This window comes from Luteimonas sp. GW821-FHT14E02, from assembly GCF_058803905.1.
The window spans coordinates 160009-178138 of the sequence record NZ_JBXAPK010000002.1 but is presented as its reverse complement, the minus strand read 5'-3'; the positions used below and the strand labels follow the sequence as shown (position 1 = coordinate 178138).

General features: G+C 66.0%; 13 protein-coding genes. 1 reads left to right on the top strand and 12 read right to left on the bottom strand.

Going from position 1 to position 18130, the window contains the following annotated elements:
- Window positions 1-23: 23 nt before the first annotated feature.
- Both secA and AC1RNP_RS03850 read right to left on the bottom strand, forming a co-directional pair.
- Complete coding sequence (gene secA, locus AC1RNP_RS03855; RefSeq protein ID WP_493049932.1) at window positions 24-2750, bottom strand: preprotein translocase subunit SecA; 2727 nt, start codon at window positions 2748-2750, stop codon at window positions 24-26.
- 262 nt (window positions 2751-3012) lie between these two features.
- Window positions 3013-3969: a peptidoglycan DD-metalloendopeptidase family protein gene (locus AC1RNP_RS03850; protein ID WP_493049931.1), complete on the bottom strand. Its 957-nt coding sequence runs from the start codon at window positions 3967-3969 to the stop codon at window positions 3013-3015.
- A gap of 8 nt (window positions 3970-3977) precedes the next feature.
- Here AC1RNP_RS03850 and AC1RNP_RS03845 point away from each other — a divergent pair, with 8 nt between their 5' ends.
- Window positions 3978-4448, top strand: coding sequence for a DciA family protein (locus AC1RNP_RS03845; RefSeq protein WP_493049930.1), 471 nt, complete (start codon window positions 3978-3980; stop codon window positions 4446-4448).
- A 276-nt stretch (window positions 4449-4724) separates the two neighbouring features.
- Here AC1RNP_RS03845 and lpxC read toward each other — a convergent pair whose 3' ends face one another.
- The 10 genes from lpxC to AC1RNP_RS03795 form a co-directional block, all read right to left on the bottom strand.
- Window positions 4725-5630, bottom strand: coding sequence for a UDP-3-O-acyl-N-acetylglucosamine deacetylase (lpxC, locus tag AC1RNP_RS03840; RefSeq protein WP_493049929.1), 906 nt, complete (start codon window positions 5628-5630; stop codon window positions 4725-4727).
- 288 nt (window positions 5631-5918) lie between these two features.
- Window positions 5919-7193 carry a cell division protein FtsZ gene (gene ftsZ, locus AC1RNP_RS03835; RefSeq protein ID WP_493049928.1) on the bottom strand — a complete coding sequence of 425 codons (1275 nt, stop codon included), beginning with the start codon at window positions 7191-7193 and terminating at the stop codon, window positions 5919-5921.
- A gap of 214 nt (window positions 7194-7407) precedes the next feature.
- Window positions 7408-8643: a cell division protein FtsA gene (gene ftsA / locus AC1RNP_RS03830; protein WP_226469121.1), complete on the bottom strand. Its 1236-nt coding sequence runs from the start codon at window positions 8641-8643 to the stop codon at window positions 7408-7410.
- The gene (locus AC1RNP_RS03825) at window positions 8640-9419 is read right to left on the bottom strand and encodes a cell division protein FtsQ/DivIB (protein ID WP_493049927.1); all 780 of its coding nucleotides are present in this window, start codon (window positions 9417-9419) and stop codon (window positions 8640-8642) included. Before AC1RNP_RS03825 ends, ftsA begins: the two co-directional genes overlap by 4 nt.
- Window positions 9416-10891, bottom strand: coding sequence for a UDP-N-acetylmuramate--L-alanine ligase (gene murC, locus AC1RNP_RS03820; RefSeq protein ID WP_493049926.1), 1476 nt, complete (start codon window positions 10889-10891; stop codon window positions 9416-9418). Before murC ends, AC1RNP_RS03825 begins: the two co-directional genes overlap by 4 nt.
- The gene (gene ftsW, locus AC1RNP_RS03815) at window positions 10888-12243 is read right to left on the bottom strand and encodes a putative lipid II flippase FtsW (RefSeq protein ID WP_493049925.1); all 1356 of its coding nucleotides are present in this window, start codon (window positions 12241-12243) and stop codon (window positions 10888-10890) included. Before ftsW ends, murC begins: the two co-directional genes overlap by 4 nt.
- Complete coding sequence (mraY, locus tag AC1RNP_RS03810) at window positions 12243-13331, bottom strand: phospho-N-acetylmuramoyl-pentapeptide-transferase (RefSeq protein WP_493049924.1); 1089 nt, start codon at window positions 13329-13331, stop codon at window positions 12243-12245. The genes ftsW and mraY overlap by 1 nt, the downstream gene beginning before the upstream one ends.
- Complete coding sequence (locus AC1RNP_RS03805; RefSeq protein WP_493049923.1) at window positions 13321-14787, bottom strand: UDP-N-acetylmuramoyl-tripeptide--D-alanyl-D-alanine ligase; 1467 nt, start codon at window positions 14785-14787, stop codon at window positions 13321-13323. The genes mraY and AC1RNP_RS03805 overlap by 11 nt, the downstream gene beginning before the upstream one ends.
- Window positions 14784-16286, bottom strand: a complete 1503-nt coding sequence (locus AC1RNP_RS03800) for a UDP-N-acetylmuramoyl-L-alanyl-D-glutamate--2,6-diaminopimelate ligase (RefSeq protein ID WP_493049922.1) — start codon at window positions 16284-16286, stop codon at window positions 14784-14786. The genes AC1RNP_RS03805 and AC1RNP_RS03800 overlap by 4 nt, the downstream gene beginning before the upstream one ends.
- Window positions 16283-18121, bottom strand: coding sequence for a peptidoglycan D,D-transpeptidase FtsI family protein (locus AC1RNP_RS03795; RefSeq protein ID WP_493050279.1), 1839 nt, complete (start codon window positions 18119-18121; stop codon window positions 16283-16285). The genes AC1RNP_RS03800 and AC1RNP_RS03795 overlap by 4 nt, the downstream gene beginning before the upstream one ends.
- Window positions 18122-18130 lie beyond the last annotated feature (9 nt).

The window sequence follows — 18130 nt, the reverse complement described above, 5'->3', positions numbered from 1 at the left end:
ATTGCCGATATCGGTTTTCCGGCTCAGGCCAGCTGCCCATGGCAGTGCTTGAACTTCTTGCCGCTGCCGCAGGGACAGGGATCGTTGCGGCCGACTTTGGGCATCTCGGCAAGCTCCGCTTGTGCCTGGGCCTGCGCGGCTTCTTCATCGGCACCGTAACCACCCGCATCGGCGTGGCGGAACTGCATCTGCCGCGCCACCGCCTCGGCCTGCGCGCGCTCTTGCGCTTCGAGGGCGGCGACTTCCTCTTCGGTGCGGATGCGCACGCGCGCGAGCAGCGTGACCACTTCGCGCTTCACCTTCTCCAGCATCTGGCTGAAGAGTTCGAACGCTTCCTTCTTGTATTCCTGCTTCGGCTGTTTCTGCGCGTAGCCGCGCAGGTGGATGCCCTGACGCAGATAATCCATGCGCGCGAGGTGCTGTTTCCAGTTGTCGTCGAGGACGTTGAGCATGATGTGCTTCTCGAGCATGCGCATCGTCTCGGGTCCGACGGCGGCTTCCTTGTCGGCGAACAGGCGGTCGAGCGTGTCCTGCACGTAGCGCTGGATGCCTTCGGCGTCGAGCTCTTCCTTGTCCTTCACCAGCGAGGTCACCGGCACGACCTGGCCGAACTCGGCGTTGAGCGTGCTTTCCAGGCCCGACAGATCCCATTCCTCGTCCACCGAATCCGGCGGCACGTGACGCTCGACGAGTTCGGCGACCACGTCGCCGCGGATGCCGTCGATGTTGTCCTTGATGCTCTCGGCTTCCAGCAGTTCGTCGCGCTGCTTGTAGATCACCTTGCGCTGGTCGTTGTTGACGTCGTCGAAGTCGAGCAGGTTCTTGCGGATGTCGAAGTTGTGCGCTTCGACCTTGCGCTGGGCGTTGGCGATCTGCTTCGACACCAGCGGGCTCTCGATGATGTCGTCTTCCTTCAGGCCCATGCGCGCCATCACGCGCTGCACCCAGTCGGCGGCGAAGATGCGCATCAGGTTGTCTTCGAGCGACAGGTAGAAGCGCGAGGAACCCGGATCGCCCTGACGACCGGAGCGGCCGCGCAGCTGGTTGTCGATGCGGCGCGATTCGTGACGTTCGGTGCCGACGATGTGCAGGCCGCCAGCGGCTTTCACTTCGTCGTGGCGCTGCTGCCAGGCTTCCTTGAGCTTGGCCTTGGTGGCGTCGTCGAGCGGTGCGCCGGTTTCGGTTTCGAGCGCTGCGATCTCGGCTTCGAGCGCGCCGCCGAGCACGATGTCGGTACCGCGACCGGCCATGTTGGTGGCGATGGTGACGGCCTTCGGACGGCCCGCCTGCGCGACGATGTGCGCTTCGCGCTCGTGCTGCTTGGCGTTGAGCACTTCGTGCGGAATGCCGTCCTTGCGCAACTGCTCGGAAAGCATTTCCGAGACTTCGATCGAAGTGGTACCAACCAGCACCGGCTGACCGCGCTCGTAGCAATCCTTGATCTCGGCCGAGACGGCGCGGAACTTGCCGGCGCGGTTGAGGAACACGGCATCCGGATGATCCTTGCGGACCATCGGGCGATGGGTCGGGATCACGATCACTTCCAGGCCGTAGATGCTCTGGAATTCGTAGGCTTCGGTGTCCGCGGTGCCGGTCATGCCCGACAGCTTCTTGTACATGCGGAACAGGTTCTGGAAGGTGATCGAGGCCAGCGTCTGGTTCTCGCGCTGCACCGGCACGCCTTCCTTCGCTTCGACTGCTTGATGCAAGCCGTCGGACCAGCGACGGCCCGGCAGGGTGCGGCCGGTGAATTCGTCGACGATGATCACTTCGCCGTCGCGCACGATGTAGTCGACGTCACGCGAGTAGATCGCATGCGCGCGCATCGCCGCGTTGAGGTGATGCACGACGTGGATGTTGTGCGGCGCGTACAGGCCGTCGTCCTCGGACAGGATGCCGGCCTTGCGCAGCAATTGTTCGGCGTGTTCCTGCCCTTCCTCGGACAGGTGGACCTGCTTGCCCTTCTCGTCGACCCAGTAATCGCCCTCGCTGTCTTCCTTTTCCTGACGCGCCAGCGACGGCACGATGCGGTTGACCTTGATGTACAGCTCGGGCGATTCGTCGGCGGGACCGGAGATGATCAGCGGCGTGCGCGCTTCGTCGATCAGGATCGAGTCGACTTCGTCGACGATGGCGTAATGCAGACCGCGCTGGAAGCGGTCGTCCTTCGACAGCGCCATGTTGTCGCGCAGGTAGTCGAAGCCGAATTCGTTGTTGGTGCCGTAGGTGATGTCGGCGCCGTAGGCGGCGTGCTTGTCGCTGTGTGGCATGCCGGGATACACCACGCCAACGCTCAGCCCGAGCCAGTTGTACAGGCGGCCCATCCAGGCCGAGTCGCGGCGGGCGAGGTAGTCGTTGACGGTGACGACATGCACGCCCTTGCCTTCCAGGGCATTGAGATAGGTCGGCAGCGTGGCGACGAGCGTCTTGCCTTCACCGGTGCGCATCTCGGCGATCTTGCCCATGTGCAACACCATGCCGCCGATCAGCTGTACGTCATAGTGGCGCATGCCGAGCACGCGCTGGCTGGCTTCGCGGCAGACTGCGAAGGCTTCCGGCAGCAGCTTGTCGAGGGATTCGCCGTTGGTGACGCGTTCCTTGAACTCCGCCGTCTTGGCCTGCAGCTGCTCGTCGGAGAGCGCCTGCATCTGCGGTTCCAGCGCGTTGATTTTCTTGACGATGCCGCCGAGTTGCTTGATCAGGCGTTCGTTGCGGCTGCCGAAGATGCCGGTGAGCAGGCGATTGAGCATGTTGTTGATGGCCGAGGCGTGTGATTTAACAAATCGGGAATGGGACCCGGAAGTCGCCAAGCCTTGGCCCCCTTGCCCCACCCGGACCGCGCCGAGGGCGCGGGAAGGCGGGGAACCGCGGGAAACAGCTCCCGACTACCGAAAATAAAAAAGGGCGCCGGGCGCCCTTTTGGCAACGCGACATTGTACGTGGTGACGCCCGGATGGGGTATCAAGCCCATCTGCATCCCCTCCCCCGCGTCGCGGCGGGGGCGCGAACGGATTACATCCGCTTGACGCCCTGTTCGCCGAGGAACTTCTTCGGGTTCACGACGTGACCGTCCTCCCACACCTCGAAATGCACGTGGGCGCCGGTGGAGCGGCCGGTGGAGCCGGCCTTGGCGATCTGCTGGCCGCTGCGGACCAGATCGCCCACCTGCACCAGCAGGCGCGAGTTGTGGGCGTAGCGGGTGACGTAGCCATTGCCGTGGTCGACCTCGACCACCTTGCCGTAGCCCGAACGCACGTCGGCGTAGCTGACCACGCCGTCGGCCACGGCCAGCACCGGATCGCCGATGTTGGCGTGGAAGTCGATGCCCTTGTGGAAGGCGCCACCGCCGCCGAACGGATCGGCGCGGCCGCCGAAGGGCGAGGTGATGTAGCTGTTGGCGATCGGTTCGCGCGAGGGCGTGGCGCTCTTGTCGAGCTCGCGGTTGAACAGCAGCGATTCCAGCACCGACAGCTGGCGGCCGGAATCCTTCAGCTGCGCGCCAAGCGCGTTCATGCCCTGGCGCAGATCGCCCGCCGGCATGTCGCGCACCGGGCCTTCGCCACCAACGCCGACCGGCTTGTTGAAGTCGAATTCGCCATCGCCGAGCTGGCCGATGCGGGTCAGCCGTTCGCCGAGGGCGTTGAGACGGTTGGCCTCGGCCTGCAGCTCACCCAGGCGGGCGGCGAGCGCATTGACCTCGCGCTGCGCTGCGCGGCGAGTGGTCTCGATCTGGGCTTCCTGGCCGTCGGCGCGGGCCTGCAGGACCGAGACGCGCAGCACGTCGACCGTGGTGGTGGCGGCAACGCCGAAGGCGACGCCCACGCCGAGCAGCGCCACGAGGGCGGTGGCCGGGCGGGTGGCGGTGCGCGCATGCGCGCGCTGGGCGAGTTCATGGGTGCGACGCTGCGTCCAATGCCACAACCGGGCGGACTGATGACGCGCGTAATTGGAAATGCTGTGTAAAGTCATAGGTACCGATGTCTGATTCCCGATCCAAACCGCCCAGGCCGTCCAAGGCCTCCGACCGCTCCGCCACACCGCGCGCCGCGCTCGATGCGCTGCTCGCCGATGCCGCAGGCGATCCCTTGCGTCGAGCCTTATGGCTGGACGAGTTGGATCGTCGTTTGCGCCCCCAATTGGCGCCTTCGCTGGCCGCGCATGCGCGACTGGCGAATGTGGTTGGCGCCAAGCTCGTTTTCGTCACCGATTCGCCGGTCTGGCATGCGAAGCTCAGGCTCGCCGCCGACACGCTCCTCGATGCCGCCCGGTCCCTCGGACTGGATGTCAGCGAAGTGGCCGTCAAGACGGCCACCCGGTCGGAAGCTCCACTCGCGCAGAGATCACCGCCGGCTGCGAAACCCATGTCGGCCACCGCGCGTGAAGCCTTGCGCGATGCCTTGGCGTCGCTTCGTGAGTCCGGTGGGGGGCCGGCGAAGGACGAGTCCTGACAAAACTTCAGTTTCAAAAACGCGAGTCCTGCGCGTTTTTGACGTCGCGGGCAGTCCGGGAAACGGAATGAGGCGCTGCCGGGACCGCAAACGAACGGGGCATCCTACCGGCGCACGCGCGACTGAGCGTTAAACAAAAACTAAAATTTAAGTAACAAAAAGTTAAATTTTAGTTAAGTCATCACGCCACATTCACATCTGTGACGTGGATCGACTTGTGGTCATGTGTCAGGAAGCGACACCTGCCCGCCATCGGCGGGCTTGGACCGCCTGGTCTCAGGCCGGCAGTGGATCGGCGTATACGACGGGCGCGGTCTGCGCTTCCGGGAAGGTGACTTCTTCCCAGGCCGAACGCTCGGCGAGCAGTGCGCGCGCCAGCTTGTTGTTCAGGGCATGGCCGGACTTGAAGCCTTCGTAGGCGCCCAGGATCGGATGGCCGATCAGGTACAGATCGCCGATCGCATCGAGGATCTTGTGGCGCACGAACTCGTCGGCGTAGCGCAGGCCGTCGTCGTTGAGGATGCGGAACTCGTCCAGCACGATGGCGTTGTCCATCGAACCGCCGAGACCGAGGTTGCGCTCGCGCATGTATTCCAGATCGCGCATGAAGCCGAAGGTACGTGCGCGGCTGACTTCGCGGATGTAGGCCTCGGTGGAGAAATCGACTTCGGCGCGCGACTGCGCGGCCGGGATCATCGGATGGTCGAATTCGATGGTGAAGCCGAGGCGGAGGCCGTCATGGGGCTCGAAACGGGCGACCTTGTCGCCCTCGCGCACTTCCACGGGGCGCTTGATGCGGATGAAGCGCTTGGGCGCGGCCTGCTCGACGATGCCCGCCGATTGCAGCAGGAACACGAACGGGCCTGCGGAGCCGTCCATGATCGGCACTTCGGCCGCGGACAGATCCACGAAAATATTGTCGATGCCGAGGCCGGCCAATGCCGACATCAGGTGCTCGACGGTCTGCACCTTGGCGCCGCTCTGGGCGAGGCCGGTGCACAGCGTGGTTTCAGCGACGAGTTCGGCAGTGGCCGGAATCTCGACGATGGGGTTCAGATCGACGCGGCGGAACAGGATGCCGTTGTCGGCAGGCGCAGGCCGCAGCGTGAGGTAAACCTTCTCGCCACTATGCAGCCCGACGCCGGTGGCGCGGATCACATTCTTGATAGTGCGCTGCTGCATGCGGGAATAGATGTCTAGGGTCGTCAGACGACGGTCATGGAACCGTGTTATGGGGAATGGGGCATCAGACCGCCGAGCAGATTAGCACGCGGAATGCTGAACCTGAACGGAAGAAATGCCGCGTACTGCGGCGTGCATCGCAGTTTCTGGCCCGGCTTTCACTGGAACGAATCGATGGGGTCGAACCCACCCACCGCGCCGGAACCCCGGCGGGGGTCGAAAAACCCCGCCCGGACACTGGCGTCCGGGCGGAAATCAACGGGACATGGCTTACTGCTATCGAGCTACTTAGTCAGCCTGACGACGCAGAAACGCCGGGATGTCCAGGTAGCTGCTGTCGGTGCCGAAATCGGCCACCGGCGGTGTCGACGGCGCTTCGGCCGGGCTGCTGCCGCGACCGCGCAGGCTCGAAGCCAGGCTCTGTCCCGGGTTGTAGGCCATGCCGCCGTCGTCCACCAGCAAGCCGGTGGTGCCGTCGCGCTTGGCCGGGGTGCGGACCAGTTCGACCTGCGGACGATTGGTGCGCAGGATGTCGTGGCCGAAATTGCCGGCTCCGGAAGCGTAGGCACGATCGTCGTGACGCACGTTCTGGCGACCGGCGCTGCGGTTGAGGCCGGTGGCGACCACGGTGACGCGCACGTCGTCCTGCATGTCCTGATCGAGCACGGTGCCGATGACAATGGTGGCGTCCTCGCTGGCGAAGTTCTCCACCGTGCGGCCGACTTCGTCGAACTCGGCCATGGTGAAGTCCGGACCCGCGGTGATGTTGACCAGGATGCCGTTGGCGCCGGCCAGGTTGACGTCGTCGAGCAGCGGATTCTGGATCGCGCTTTCGGCGGCGGCCTGGGCGCGATCGTCGCCGCGCGCGTGGCCGGTGCCCATCATCGCCAGACCCATTTCAGCCATGACGGTACGGACGTCGGCGAAGTCGACGTTGATCAAGCCCGGACGGACGATCAGATCGGCGATGCCCTGCACCGCGCCGAGCAGCACGTCGTTCGCCGCGCGGAAGGCCTGGATCATCGTGGCGTTGCGACCGAGCACGGTGATCAGCTTCTCGTTCGGGATGGTGATCAGCGAGTCGCAGTGCTGCGACAGTTCGTCGATGCCCTTCAGCGCCACCTGCATGCGGCGGCGTCCCTCGAACGGGAAAGGTTTTGTCACCACGGCGACGGTGAGAATGCCCATCTCCTTGGCCAGCTGCGCGACGACCGGTGCCGCACCGGTGCCGGTGCCGCCGCCCATGCCGGCGGTGATGAACACCATGTCGGCGCCCTGCAGCGCATCCATGATGATTTCGCGGTCTTCCAGCGCGGCCTGACGGCCGACTTCCGGATTCGCACCGGCGCCGAGACCCTTGGTGACGTTGCCGCCGAGCTGCAGCTGCAGCTTGGAGCCGTTGTTCTTGATCGCCTGCGCGTCGGTGTTGGCGGTGATGAACTCAACGCCGTCAACGCTGCTGTTGACCATGTGCGCCACGGCGTTGCCACCGCCGCCGCCGACGCCGATGACCTTGATCACCGCGTTGGGAGCCATTTTTTCAACCAGTTCGAAATGTGCCATGTCCGTGTCCTCGCTTTGGTTTAGTTATGTGTTGCTAGTGATGGTTCGTGTTGCCAAGTACCACGTCGTCGTCGCCTCGCCTGCCGCGTTTGCTCTTGCCCGTCATTGCCGCGCAAGCGGGAACCCAGCGTCTTTCGTGCCGTAGCAGCAAAAGCAAAGCCACTGGATTCCCGCTTGCGCGGCAATGACGGGCAAGAGAACTTCATCTGCCTCATCAGAATTCCCCCCGATACCAGTTCTTCAACTTGTTGAAGAACGTGCCGGCGCGTCCGGTCGGAATCACCGGACGGCGCGGATGCTCGATCTGGCTGCCCATCAGCAGCAGGCCGACGCCGGTGGCATGCACCGGATTGCCCACCACTTCGCCCAGACCCGTGACGTGCTGCGGAATGCCCACGCGCACCGGCATCTGCAGCATCTCCTCGGCCAGTTCCACGACGCCTTCCATCTTCGAAGCGCCGCCGGTCAACACCATGCCGGCGCGCACGTGCTGCTCGAAGCCGGAACGGCGCAGTTCGGCCTGCACCATCTCGAAGATTTCCTCGTAGCGCGCCTGCACCGCCTGCGCCAGCGACTGCCGCGGCAGACGGCGCGGCGGACGATCGCCGACGCTCGGCACCTGGATCGATTCCTCGCTCGTGGCCAGCTGCGCCAGCGCGCAGGCGTAGCGCACCTTGATCTGCTCGGCCTCGGGCGTGGGCGTGCGCAGCATGTGCGCGATGTCCTCGGTGACCTTGTCGCCGGCGATCGGCAACGACGCGGTATGGCAGATCGCGCCCTGCACGAACACGGCCAGATCCGTGGTGCCGGCGCCGAGGTCGACCAGCACCACGCCGAGTTCGCGTTCGTCGCCGGTGAGCACCGCAGTGCTGGAGGCCAGCGACGACAGGATCAGATCGTCGATCTGCAAGCCGCAGCGCTGCACGCACTTGCTGATGTTCGCGGCCGCCGACTGCGCGCACACCACCAGGTGCGCATGTACTTCCAGGCGCACGCCGGTCATGCCGACCGGATTGCGGATGCCTTCCTGCGAATCGTCGAGCACGTACTCGCGCGGGATCGCATGCAGGATCTTCTGATCGGCGGGAATCGCGACGGCCTTGGCCGCTTCGAGCACGCGATCCAGATCGGCGTAAGTCACCTCGCCGTCGCGGATCGGCACGATGCCGGGCGAATTGCGGCACTGCACGTGATTGCCGGAAATCGATGCATACACCGAACGGATTTCGCAGCCGGCCATCAGCTCGGCCTCTTCCACCGCGCGCTGGATCGACTGCACCGTGGATTCGATATCGACGACGACGCCGCGCTTGAGTCCGCGCGATTCGTGCGAGCCAATGCCGATCACCTCGATGGGATTGCCCGGCGAATACTCGCCCACCAGCGCCACCACCTTGGAGGTGCCGATGTCGAGTCCCACGATCAATGCCTTGTCGCCTTTACGGTTCATGTGCGTGCCTGCCTTTGCGGCGTGTTGCGCCCGCTTGCGGCAGCGGGTTGGGGGGATGCGGGTGCGGCTGGCGTGTCGGTGGCCCAGCTCAGCGCGAAACCATTCGTGTAGCGAAGATCGGCACGCTGCAACGGCAACGGTTTCGAGGCGAGCAACTGCGGCATCAGGCGCGCGAAGCGCGCCAGGCGCAGACGCGCTTCCTGGCTGCCGACGATCAGTTCGGTGCCGTTCGACAAGGTCAGCGACCAGCTGCCGCGGCGATCGAGCGACACACCACTCACCTTCCTGCCTTCGGCCGCGAACAGTTCACCGGCCTCGTTGTAGAGCGCGACCACGTCCTTGATTCGCGCGGCTGGCGCGTCGACATCGAAGCGCGGCAGCCCCGGCGGCACGGTCATGCTGCCGATCGGGAACACGTTGCCGCGCTCGGACAGCAATTCCTTGTCGCCCCAGCGCGCGAACGGCTTGTATTCGACGATGCGCACTTCGAGCACGTCCGGCCAGCGCTTGCGCACTTCGGCCTGCTCCACCCACGGCAGTTTTGCGACCGCGGCCTGCGCGTCCTGCAGCTTCACCGCGAAGAAACCACTGCGCGCATACGGCAGCACCGTGTTGCGTAGCTGTTGCGCGTCCACACGCTTGAGTTCGCCGCCCACGCGCAGCGTGCGCAGCGGCCAACGATCCGCGCCGATCCAGCCATTGAGCACGGCAACGACCGGCAGCACCACCAGCGCCAGCGCCAGGCTCCAGACGATCAGGCGCAGCAGCGCGCTCATGCACCCTTCTCCGGCGCCTTGACAGGCTCGAAGCCGTCGATGGCGATCTGCTGCGCGGCGTAGCCGATATCGCCCGCGCCCATCATCAGCAGCAGGTCGCCGTCACGCAGGATGTCGGGCAGCACCGAGCGCAGTTCCTGCGCGCCGCTGACCACGACCGGATCGATGCGCCCGCGCGCACGGATCGCACGCGCCAGCGACTTGGCATCGGCACCGGCGATCGGTGCCTCGCCAGCCGGATACACCTCGGTCAGCACCAGCGCATCGACATCGGACAGCACGCTGGCGAAGTCGTCGAACAGATCGCGCGTGCGCGTGTAGCGATGCGGCTGGAACGCGACCACGAGCCGATGCTGCGGCCAGCCGCCGCGCGCGGCCGCGAACACCGCCGCCAGTTCCTTGGGATGGTGGCCGTAATCGTCGACCAGCTGCACCGTCGCGCCCTGCGCGGTATGCAGTTCGGCCAGCAGGTTGAAACGGCGGCCGATGCCCTGGAACTTCTCCAGCGCACTGGCGATCGCCTCGGCGGAAACACCAAGCTGCCACGCCACCGCGGCGGCGGCGAGCGAGTTCAGCACGTTGTGCCGACCCGGCAGCGCCAGCGTGACCGGCGTGCGCGAGGCGTCGGGCAGGCACAGCACGTAACGCATGCGGCCGCCTTCTTGTTCGACATCCTCGGCGCGGACTTCCGCCTTTTCGTCGAAGCCATAAGTCATCACGTGACGCGGCATGTCGCCGGCCAGCTTGACCACTTCGGGATCGTCGATGCACAGCACCGCGATGCCGTAGAACGGCAGACGGTGCAGGAATTCCGAGAACGCGGCCTGCACGCGCGCGAAATCGCCGCCGTAATTCTCGAGATGATCGGCGTCGATGTTGGTGACCACCGCCACCAGCGGATTCAGGCGCAGGAAGCTGCCATCGCTCTCGTCGGCCTCGGCCACCAGCCAGTCGCCGCTGCCCAGGCGCGCGTTGGCGCCGGCCGCGAGCAGCTGTCCACCGATCACGAAGGTCGGATCGAGCCCGCCCTCCGCGAGCACGCTGGCGAGCAGCGAGGTAGTCGTGGTCTTGCCATGCGTGCCGGCCACGGCGATGCCGCGGCGGAAACGCATCAGCTCGGCCAGCATCTCGGCGCGCGGCACGATCGGGATGCGCTGCGCGCGCGCTTCCAGCAGTTCCGGGTTGTCCGGCTTGATCGCGCTCGACACCACGATGCAGTCGGTGCCCAGCACGTTGGCGGCGGCATGGCCGCGATGCACGTTGGCGCCAAGCTTGGTCAGGCGGCGCGTCACCGCGTTGTCGGCCATGTCGGAGCCGGAGACCTGATAGCCGAGCGTGCACAGCACCTCGGCGATGCCACTCATGCCAACGCCGCCGATGCCGACGAAATGCACGCGCGAGTAGCGGCGCGCGAAATCGCCGGGCGAAACGCCTCCCTGGCTGTCTTTGGCGTCGTACAAACGGCGGATCATGCGTGCTGTCCCATCGTGGGTTCCACACGACGACGAACGTCGCCGCTGCGCGCGGCCGCCGGCGTCGCCTTCACCTGCTTCGGCCGCACCGTGACGGTGTCTTTCTGCGGCTCGGCATCGGCTTGCACCGCATTGGCGGCCACCTGCGCGCCTTCCCCGCGCAGGCGCGCGACCTGGCGCTCGGCGCGATCGAGTTCGTAGGACACGCGCAGCAGCAGGCCGAGCGCGGCGCAAGTCATCAGCACGCTGGAGCCGCCGGAGGAGATCATCGGCAGCGTCAGCCCCTTGGTCGGCAGGATGCCGAGGTTCACACCAATCGAGACGAAGCTCTGCAAGCTGATCCACAGCGCCACGCCGAACGCGCAGTAGCCGGCGAAGTGGCGGCGCATGCCGACGCAGCGATAACCGATCCAGAACGCGCGCCCGACCAGCGCCACGTACAACCCGATCACCAGGCACACGCCGACGAAACCGAGTTCCTCGGCGATCACCGAGAAGATGAAGTCGGTATGCGCTTCCGGCAGATACGACAGCTTCTGCACCGAAGCACCGAGACCGACGCCGGTCCATTCGCCGCGACCGACCGCCATCAGCGCATTGCTGAGCTGGTAGCCGGAGCCAAGCTGATCGGCCCATGGATCGAGGAACGAGGTGAGACGGCGCACGCGATACGGTTCAAGGATCGCCACGAACGCGAACACCGGCAGGCCGATCACAATCGGCATCGACATGCGCGGCAGGTTGACGCCACCGAGCACCAGCATGCCGGCGGTGATCGCCAGGATCAGCGAGGAGGAACCGAAGTCCGGCTGGATCAGCAGCAGCGCGACCAGCGCCACCGCCACGCCCAGCGGCTTGAGCATCGCCGGCCAGGTGGCGTTGACCTCGTCGCGGAAGCGCACCAGATAGCTCGACAACCAGACGATGTAGAGCAGCTTCACCGCCTCCACCGCCTGGAATTTCGAGATGCCGAGATTGATCCAGCGCCGTGCGCCGTTGACGCTGCTGCCAATGCCGGGCACGAACACCACCAGCAACAGCACGAAACAGCCGAGCAGCAGCAACTGGTTGTAGTGCTCGATGGTCTTCAGCTCGGTGCGCATCGCCCAGATCGCCAGACCGACGCCGATGGCGAGGAAGATCAGATGACGGTTGAGGAAGTAGAACTGCCCCACGCCCAGCCCTTCGCCGATGGCGATCGAACTCGAGGCGACCATCACCACGCCAAGACTGGCAAGCGCGATGCAGACGCCAAGCAGCCAGCCGTCGTAACGGCCGGTGATGGCATCGAGCCGGGTCGCCTGTTTCGCGCCGCCGAGGTAGGAAGATCCGATATAAGAGGATGTGCCCATCAGCGCACCTTCAATGTGGCGAGGCCGACCAACACGAGAATCACGGAGATGATCCAGAAGCGCACGATCACGCGCGGCTCCGGCCAACCCTTCAGTTCGAAGTGGTGGTGGATCGGCGCCATGCGGAACACGCGCTTGCCGGTCAGCTTGAACGAGGCGACCTGGATCATCACCGACAGCGTTTCGATCACGAACACGCCACCCATGATCACCAGCACCAGCTCCTGGCGAACGATGATCGCCATCGTGCCGAGCACCGCGCCGAGCGCGAGCGCACCGATGTCGCCCATGAACACCATCGCCGGATAGGTGTTGAACCACAGGAAGCCGAGACCTGCGCCGGCGATCGCCGCGCAGATGATCACCAGCTCGCCGGCGCCCGGAATCTGCGGAATCTGCAGATAGGACGAGAACACCGCATTGCCCGAGGCATAGGCGAACACGCCCAGCGCGCAGGCCACCAGCACCGTCGGCATGATCGCCAGGCCGTCGAGGCCGTCGGTGAGATTGACCGCGTTGGAGAAGCCGACGATCCAGAAGTACGCGACGACGATGAAGAACGCGCCGAGCGGAATCGCCACCATCTTCAGCAGCGGCACGAAGAACGTGGTCGCCGCTGGCACCGTCGGATCGGCGGTCATGTACAGGAACACGCCCGCCGCCAGGCCGAATATCGACTGCAGCAGATATTTCCAGCGCGACTTCAGGCCATTGGGGTCGCGCTTGACGATCTTGATCCAGTCGTCGAGCCAGCCGATCGCGCCGAAGGCGAGCATCACCGCCAGCACCAGCCACACGTAGCGGTTGCGCAGATCGCCCCACAGCAGCACCGACAGCAGCACGGTGATCAGGATCAGCGCGCCGCCCATGGTCGGCGTGCCGGCCTTGGAGAAGTGCGTCTGCGGGCCATCCGTGCGGATCGGCTGGCCGCCCTTGTACTGCGCCAGCTTGCGGATCACCGCGGGGCCCATCCACAGCGACAGGAACAACGACGACAGCGCGGCGAGGATGCCACGGAAGGTCAGATAGCCGAACAGGCCGAAGAGGCCTTCCAGCTGCTGCAGCCAGCGGGTCAGTTCAAGCAGCATGTGTGGCGCTCCCCTTTTTGTTCGGCCCGTTCTTGTTGGGCCCGCCCCTGTTCGGCTCGCCACCGTCGGCGGCCAGCAGCGCCTTGACGATGCGATCCATCGCGCTGCCGCGCGAACCCTTCACCAGCACGCGCACGGTGGCGTGCAGTTCCGAGCGCAATGCGTCGATCAGCTCTTCGTGCGTTGAGAATGTGCGCGCGCCCTCACCGAAGGCCTTGGCCGCCATCGCGCTCAGGCCGCCGAGCGCGTACAGCCGCGCGATGCCGGCTTCCTTCGCGCGCTTGCCGGCCGCTTCATGCAGCTGTTGGCCGTCCACACCGAGTTCGCGCATGTCGCCCAGCACCAGCCAGGTTTCACCGCTCGCGCTGGCGAGCGTGTCGATCGCGGCGTTGAGCGAGCCCGGATTGGCGTTGTAACTGTCGTCGATCAGCACCGCGCCGTTGCCGAGGCGATAACGCATCAGGCGGCCCGCCACCGGCTGCACGTCGCGCAATCCGATGACGATGTCCTCCAGCGACGTCTCGCACGCAAAAGCGAGCGCTGCGGCGGCAAGCGCGTTGGCGACGTTGTGCCGGCCGGCCATCGGCACCACCGCATCGGCCTCGCCCTGCGGCGTGATCAGGCGGAACTGCGTGCGATCGTCGGCGACGCGCAGATCACGCGCCGTGATCTCGGCCTCGGCATCGAGCGCGAAGCGGATCTGACGGCGGCCATGCGCACGGGTGGCGAAATACGAGGCGAACGCGTCGTCGGCGTTGATCACCGCGATGCCGTCGGACGGCAGCGCGTCGTAGATCGCCGCCTTGGTGTCGGCGACGCCTTCCACGCTGCCCAGGCGCTCCAGGTGCGCCGGCGCGATGTTGTTCACCAGCGACACGCGCGGACGCACGATCGCCGTCAGATAGGCGATGTCGCCCGGCTGGCCGGCGCCCATCTCGTAGATGGAGAAATCGGAGTTTTCCGGCGCATCGATCACCGACAGCGGCAGGCCGATCTCGTTGTTGCGGTTGCCGGGATTGGCGTAGGTCTTGCCGACGCGCTGCAGGATCGACAGCAGCAGCGTCTTCACAGTCGTCTTGCCGTTGCTGCCGGTGATCGCCACCACCAATTCGTCGCGTGTGTGCTGCAACGCGGCCGCCAGCGAGGCCAGCGCGCGCTCGGTGTCGGCCACCACGATCTGCGGCAGCGCCACCTCCTGCGCTTCGGACACCAGCGCCGCACGCACGCCGAGTTCGGCCGCTTCGGCGACATGACGATGGCCATCGAAGCGCTCGCCCTTGAGCGCCACGAACAAGGCGGCGGACTCGGTATCACCAGCGGCATTGCCGAACGTGCGCGTATCGGTGATCACCGTATCGATGAGCAGATCCTGCGACGACGAATCCTGCGCGCGCCCGCGGACATGCAGCTGGCCGCCGGTCCATTGCGCGATGCGGGACAACGGAACCGGGATCATGCCGCTCCTCCCGCCGCCGCGCCTTTCGTCAGTCTCTTCTCCAGCACTGCGCGCGCCACCAGCGTGTCGTCGAACGCGTGCTTGACGCCTGCGACTTCCTGATACGGCTCGTGGCCCTTGCCGGCGATCAGCACGATGTCGTCGGGACCGGCTTCGCCGATCGCGTGCGCGATCGCGGCCGCGCGGTCGCGCTGCACCAGCACGGCGGAACGATCGCGAAACCCTTCGAGGATGTCGGCGATGATCGTGTCGCCATCCTCGAAACGCGGATTGTCGTCGGTGACGATGACGCGATCGGCGGTTGCTTCTGCGATCGCCGCCATCTGCGGACGCTTGCCGCGATCACGCTCGCCGCCGCAGCCGAACACGCAGATCAACCGGCCGCGCAGATGGCCGCGCAGCGATTCCAGCGCCTGCTGCAGCGGATCGGGCTTGTGCGAGTAGTCGATCACCACCAGCGGCAGCACGCCGTCACCACCGAGGCGATTCATGCGGCCGGGAATGGGCTGCAATTGCGGCAGCGTGGCGGCGATGTCGTCGTCGGCCTCGCCCAGCACATGCAGCACGCCGGCCACGGCCAGCAGATTGTCGATGTTGAAACGGCCGAGCAGAGGCGAATGTACCGGGTAGCGCGCATCGCCCAGCACGAGATCGAACACGATGCCGGATGCGTCGAGCGCGACGTTCTCGGCGCGTACCTGTGCCTGCGCCTGCCCACGCGCGCTCAGGCCCACGCCGCGCACCGTCTGCGGCAACTGCGCCAGCAGCAAGGCGCCGAAGGCATCATCGAGATTGATCGCGGCCGCGCGCAGTCCGTCGCGCGAAAATAGTTTGGCCTTGGCGGCACCGTAACTTTCCATGTCACCGTGGTAATCGAGATGGTCGCGGGTGAGATTGGTGAACACCGCCACGTCGTAGTGCACGGCGTCCACGCGGCCCTGGTCGAGCGCGTGCGAACTGACTTCCATCGCCACCGCCGCCGCGCCCGCATCACGCAGCTCGGCCAGCAGCGCATGCATCTGCAGCACCAGCGGCGTGGTGAAGCCGGTCGGCACGACCGCGCCGTACAAACCCGCGCCCAGCGTACCGATGGTGCCGGTGCGGCGGCCGCGCGATTCCAGCGCTTGCGCGATCAGCTGCACGGTCGAGGTTTTGCCGCTGGTGCCGGTGACGCCCACCATGGTCATGGCGCGCGACGGCTCGCCGTGGAACTGGTTCGCCATCGCGCCCATGCGCGCGCGCAATCCCGACACGGCGATGGCATCGGCAGGCGCCGGCAGGTCGGTGGGCGCGGGAGGCTCGAACAGAATCGCCCCCGCACCCGCCGCCTTCGCCTGTTCGACGAAATGCAGACCGTGCGTGCCGAAACCGCCGATGGCGACGAAGGCATTGCCTGGTTCGATGGCACGGCTGTCCTGCACCAGTCCGGTGATCGACAGCGACGGCGGCACCGCGGCGACGTCGGGCAGCAGTTCGGCGAGCGGCATGCTGCGCGTCATTGATGCGCTCCCGCCGCCGGCGTGGCCGCGGCCACGGGCGGACGCGCCGTGGTCTTGCCGGCGTTCTTCTTGGCTTCCGCCTTCGCCTGCTCGGCCAGCCAGGTCTCGATGTCGTCCGGCGGCACGTCCATCAGGCGCAGCGCGCCTTCCATGACGTTGCGGAACACCGGCGCCGCGGTGAGACCGCCGAAGTGCGAGCCCTTGGTCGGATCGTCGATCACCACCGCCATCGCGAAGCGCGGATTGTCGACCGGCACGATGCCGGCGAAAAAACCGACATAACGGCGCGAATAGCCGCCATTGCTGGCCTTGTGCGCGGTGCCGGTCTTGCCGGCGACGTGATAGCCGAGGATCGTGCCCCAGGGATAGGCGGTGCCGCCGGGTTCGGTCACCGTCTGCATCATCTTCACGACTTCGTGCGCGATCTGCGGATCGAGCACCTGCTTGGATTCCGACTCCTGGCGTTCCTTGCCCTTGATGAAGGTCGGCGTGTACATGCGGCCGCCATTGGCGAGCGCGGCGTAGGCGTGCGCGATCTGCAGCGGCGTCACCGAGATGCCGTAGCCATAGGACATCGTCTGCTTGGTCGTGCCGCTCCAGCGCGAGGGCGGCGGGAACAGGCCCGCAGCTTCGCCGGGGAAGCCGCTCTGGGTGCTCTGGCCGTAACCGAAGCGACGCAGGAAGTCGTAGAACCGCTGGTTCGGCAGCAGCGCCACGATCTTGGATACGCCGACGTTGGAACTCTTGCGGATCACACCCGTGGTATCGAGCACACCATAGTTGTGCGTGTCGGTGGTGCGGTACTTGCCGTTGGGCATCCAGCCCGGGCTGGTGTTGAACGTGGTGCGCGGCGTGATCACGCCCGCTTCCAGCGCCGCGGCGACGGTCAGCGGCTTCATCGTCGAACCCGGTTCGATCAGGTCGGTGACGGCGCGGTTGCGATGCGCATCGCGGTTGCCGGTTTCCACCGCGTTCGGATTGAACGACGGCAGGTTCGCCATCGCCAGGATCTCGCCGGTGGCAATGTCGACGATCACCGCCGAGCCGCTGGCGGCACCGGATTCGTCCAACTGGCGGCGCAGCTCGCGATAGGTCAGGAACTGGATGCGGCGATCGATGCTGAGGGTGAGGTCCTTGCCCGGCTCGGCGGCACGCACCAGATCGACGTTCTCGACGATGCGGCCGCGGCGGTCGCGGATTACCTTCTCCACGCCGGGCTTGCCGCGCAGCCAGTCGTCGAACGCCAGTTCGATGCCCTCCTGGCCCTCGTCGTCGACGTTGGTGAAGCCGAGGATGTGCGCCATCGCCTCACCCTGCGGGTAGAAGCGGCGGTATTCGCGCTGCGAGAACACGCCCGGAATCTTCAGCGCGAGGATCTTCTGCGCCTCCACCGGATTGATGCGGCGCTTGAGGTACAGGAATTCCTTGTCGGCCTTCTGCGTGAGCTTGCGCGTGAGCACGTCCTGCGACACGCCCAGCACGCGCGCCAGCTCGGGGATGCGGTCCGGCGCCTTGAGCAACTCGTGCGGATTGCCCCACACGCTTTCCACCGGCGTCGAGACGGCGAGCGGTTCGCCGTTGCGGTCGGTGATCATGCCGCGCGAGGTCGGGATGGGGATTTCGCGCAGGATGCGTGCGTCCGCCTTCTGCTGATAGAAGGCGTTGTCGACCAGCTGCAGATCGACCGCGCGCCCGACCAGCGCCACCGCGCACAGGCCGAGCGTGCCGATTACCAGCCGCAGGCGACCGCGCAGGTTGAACTGCGCGCGATTACGCGACTTGCGCGGCGCCGGCGCGCGATCGTTGGACTTGCGCGAGAAAGGCAGCTTGATCATGTCCCGGAT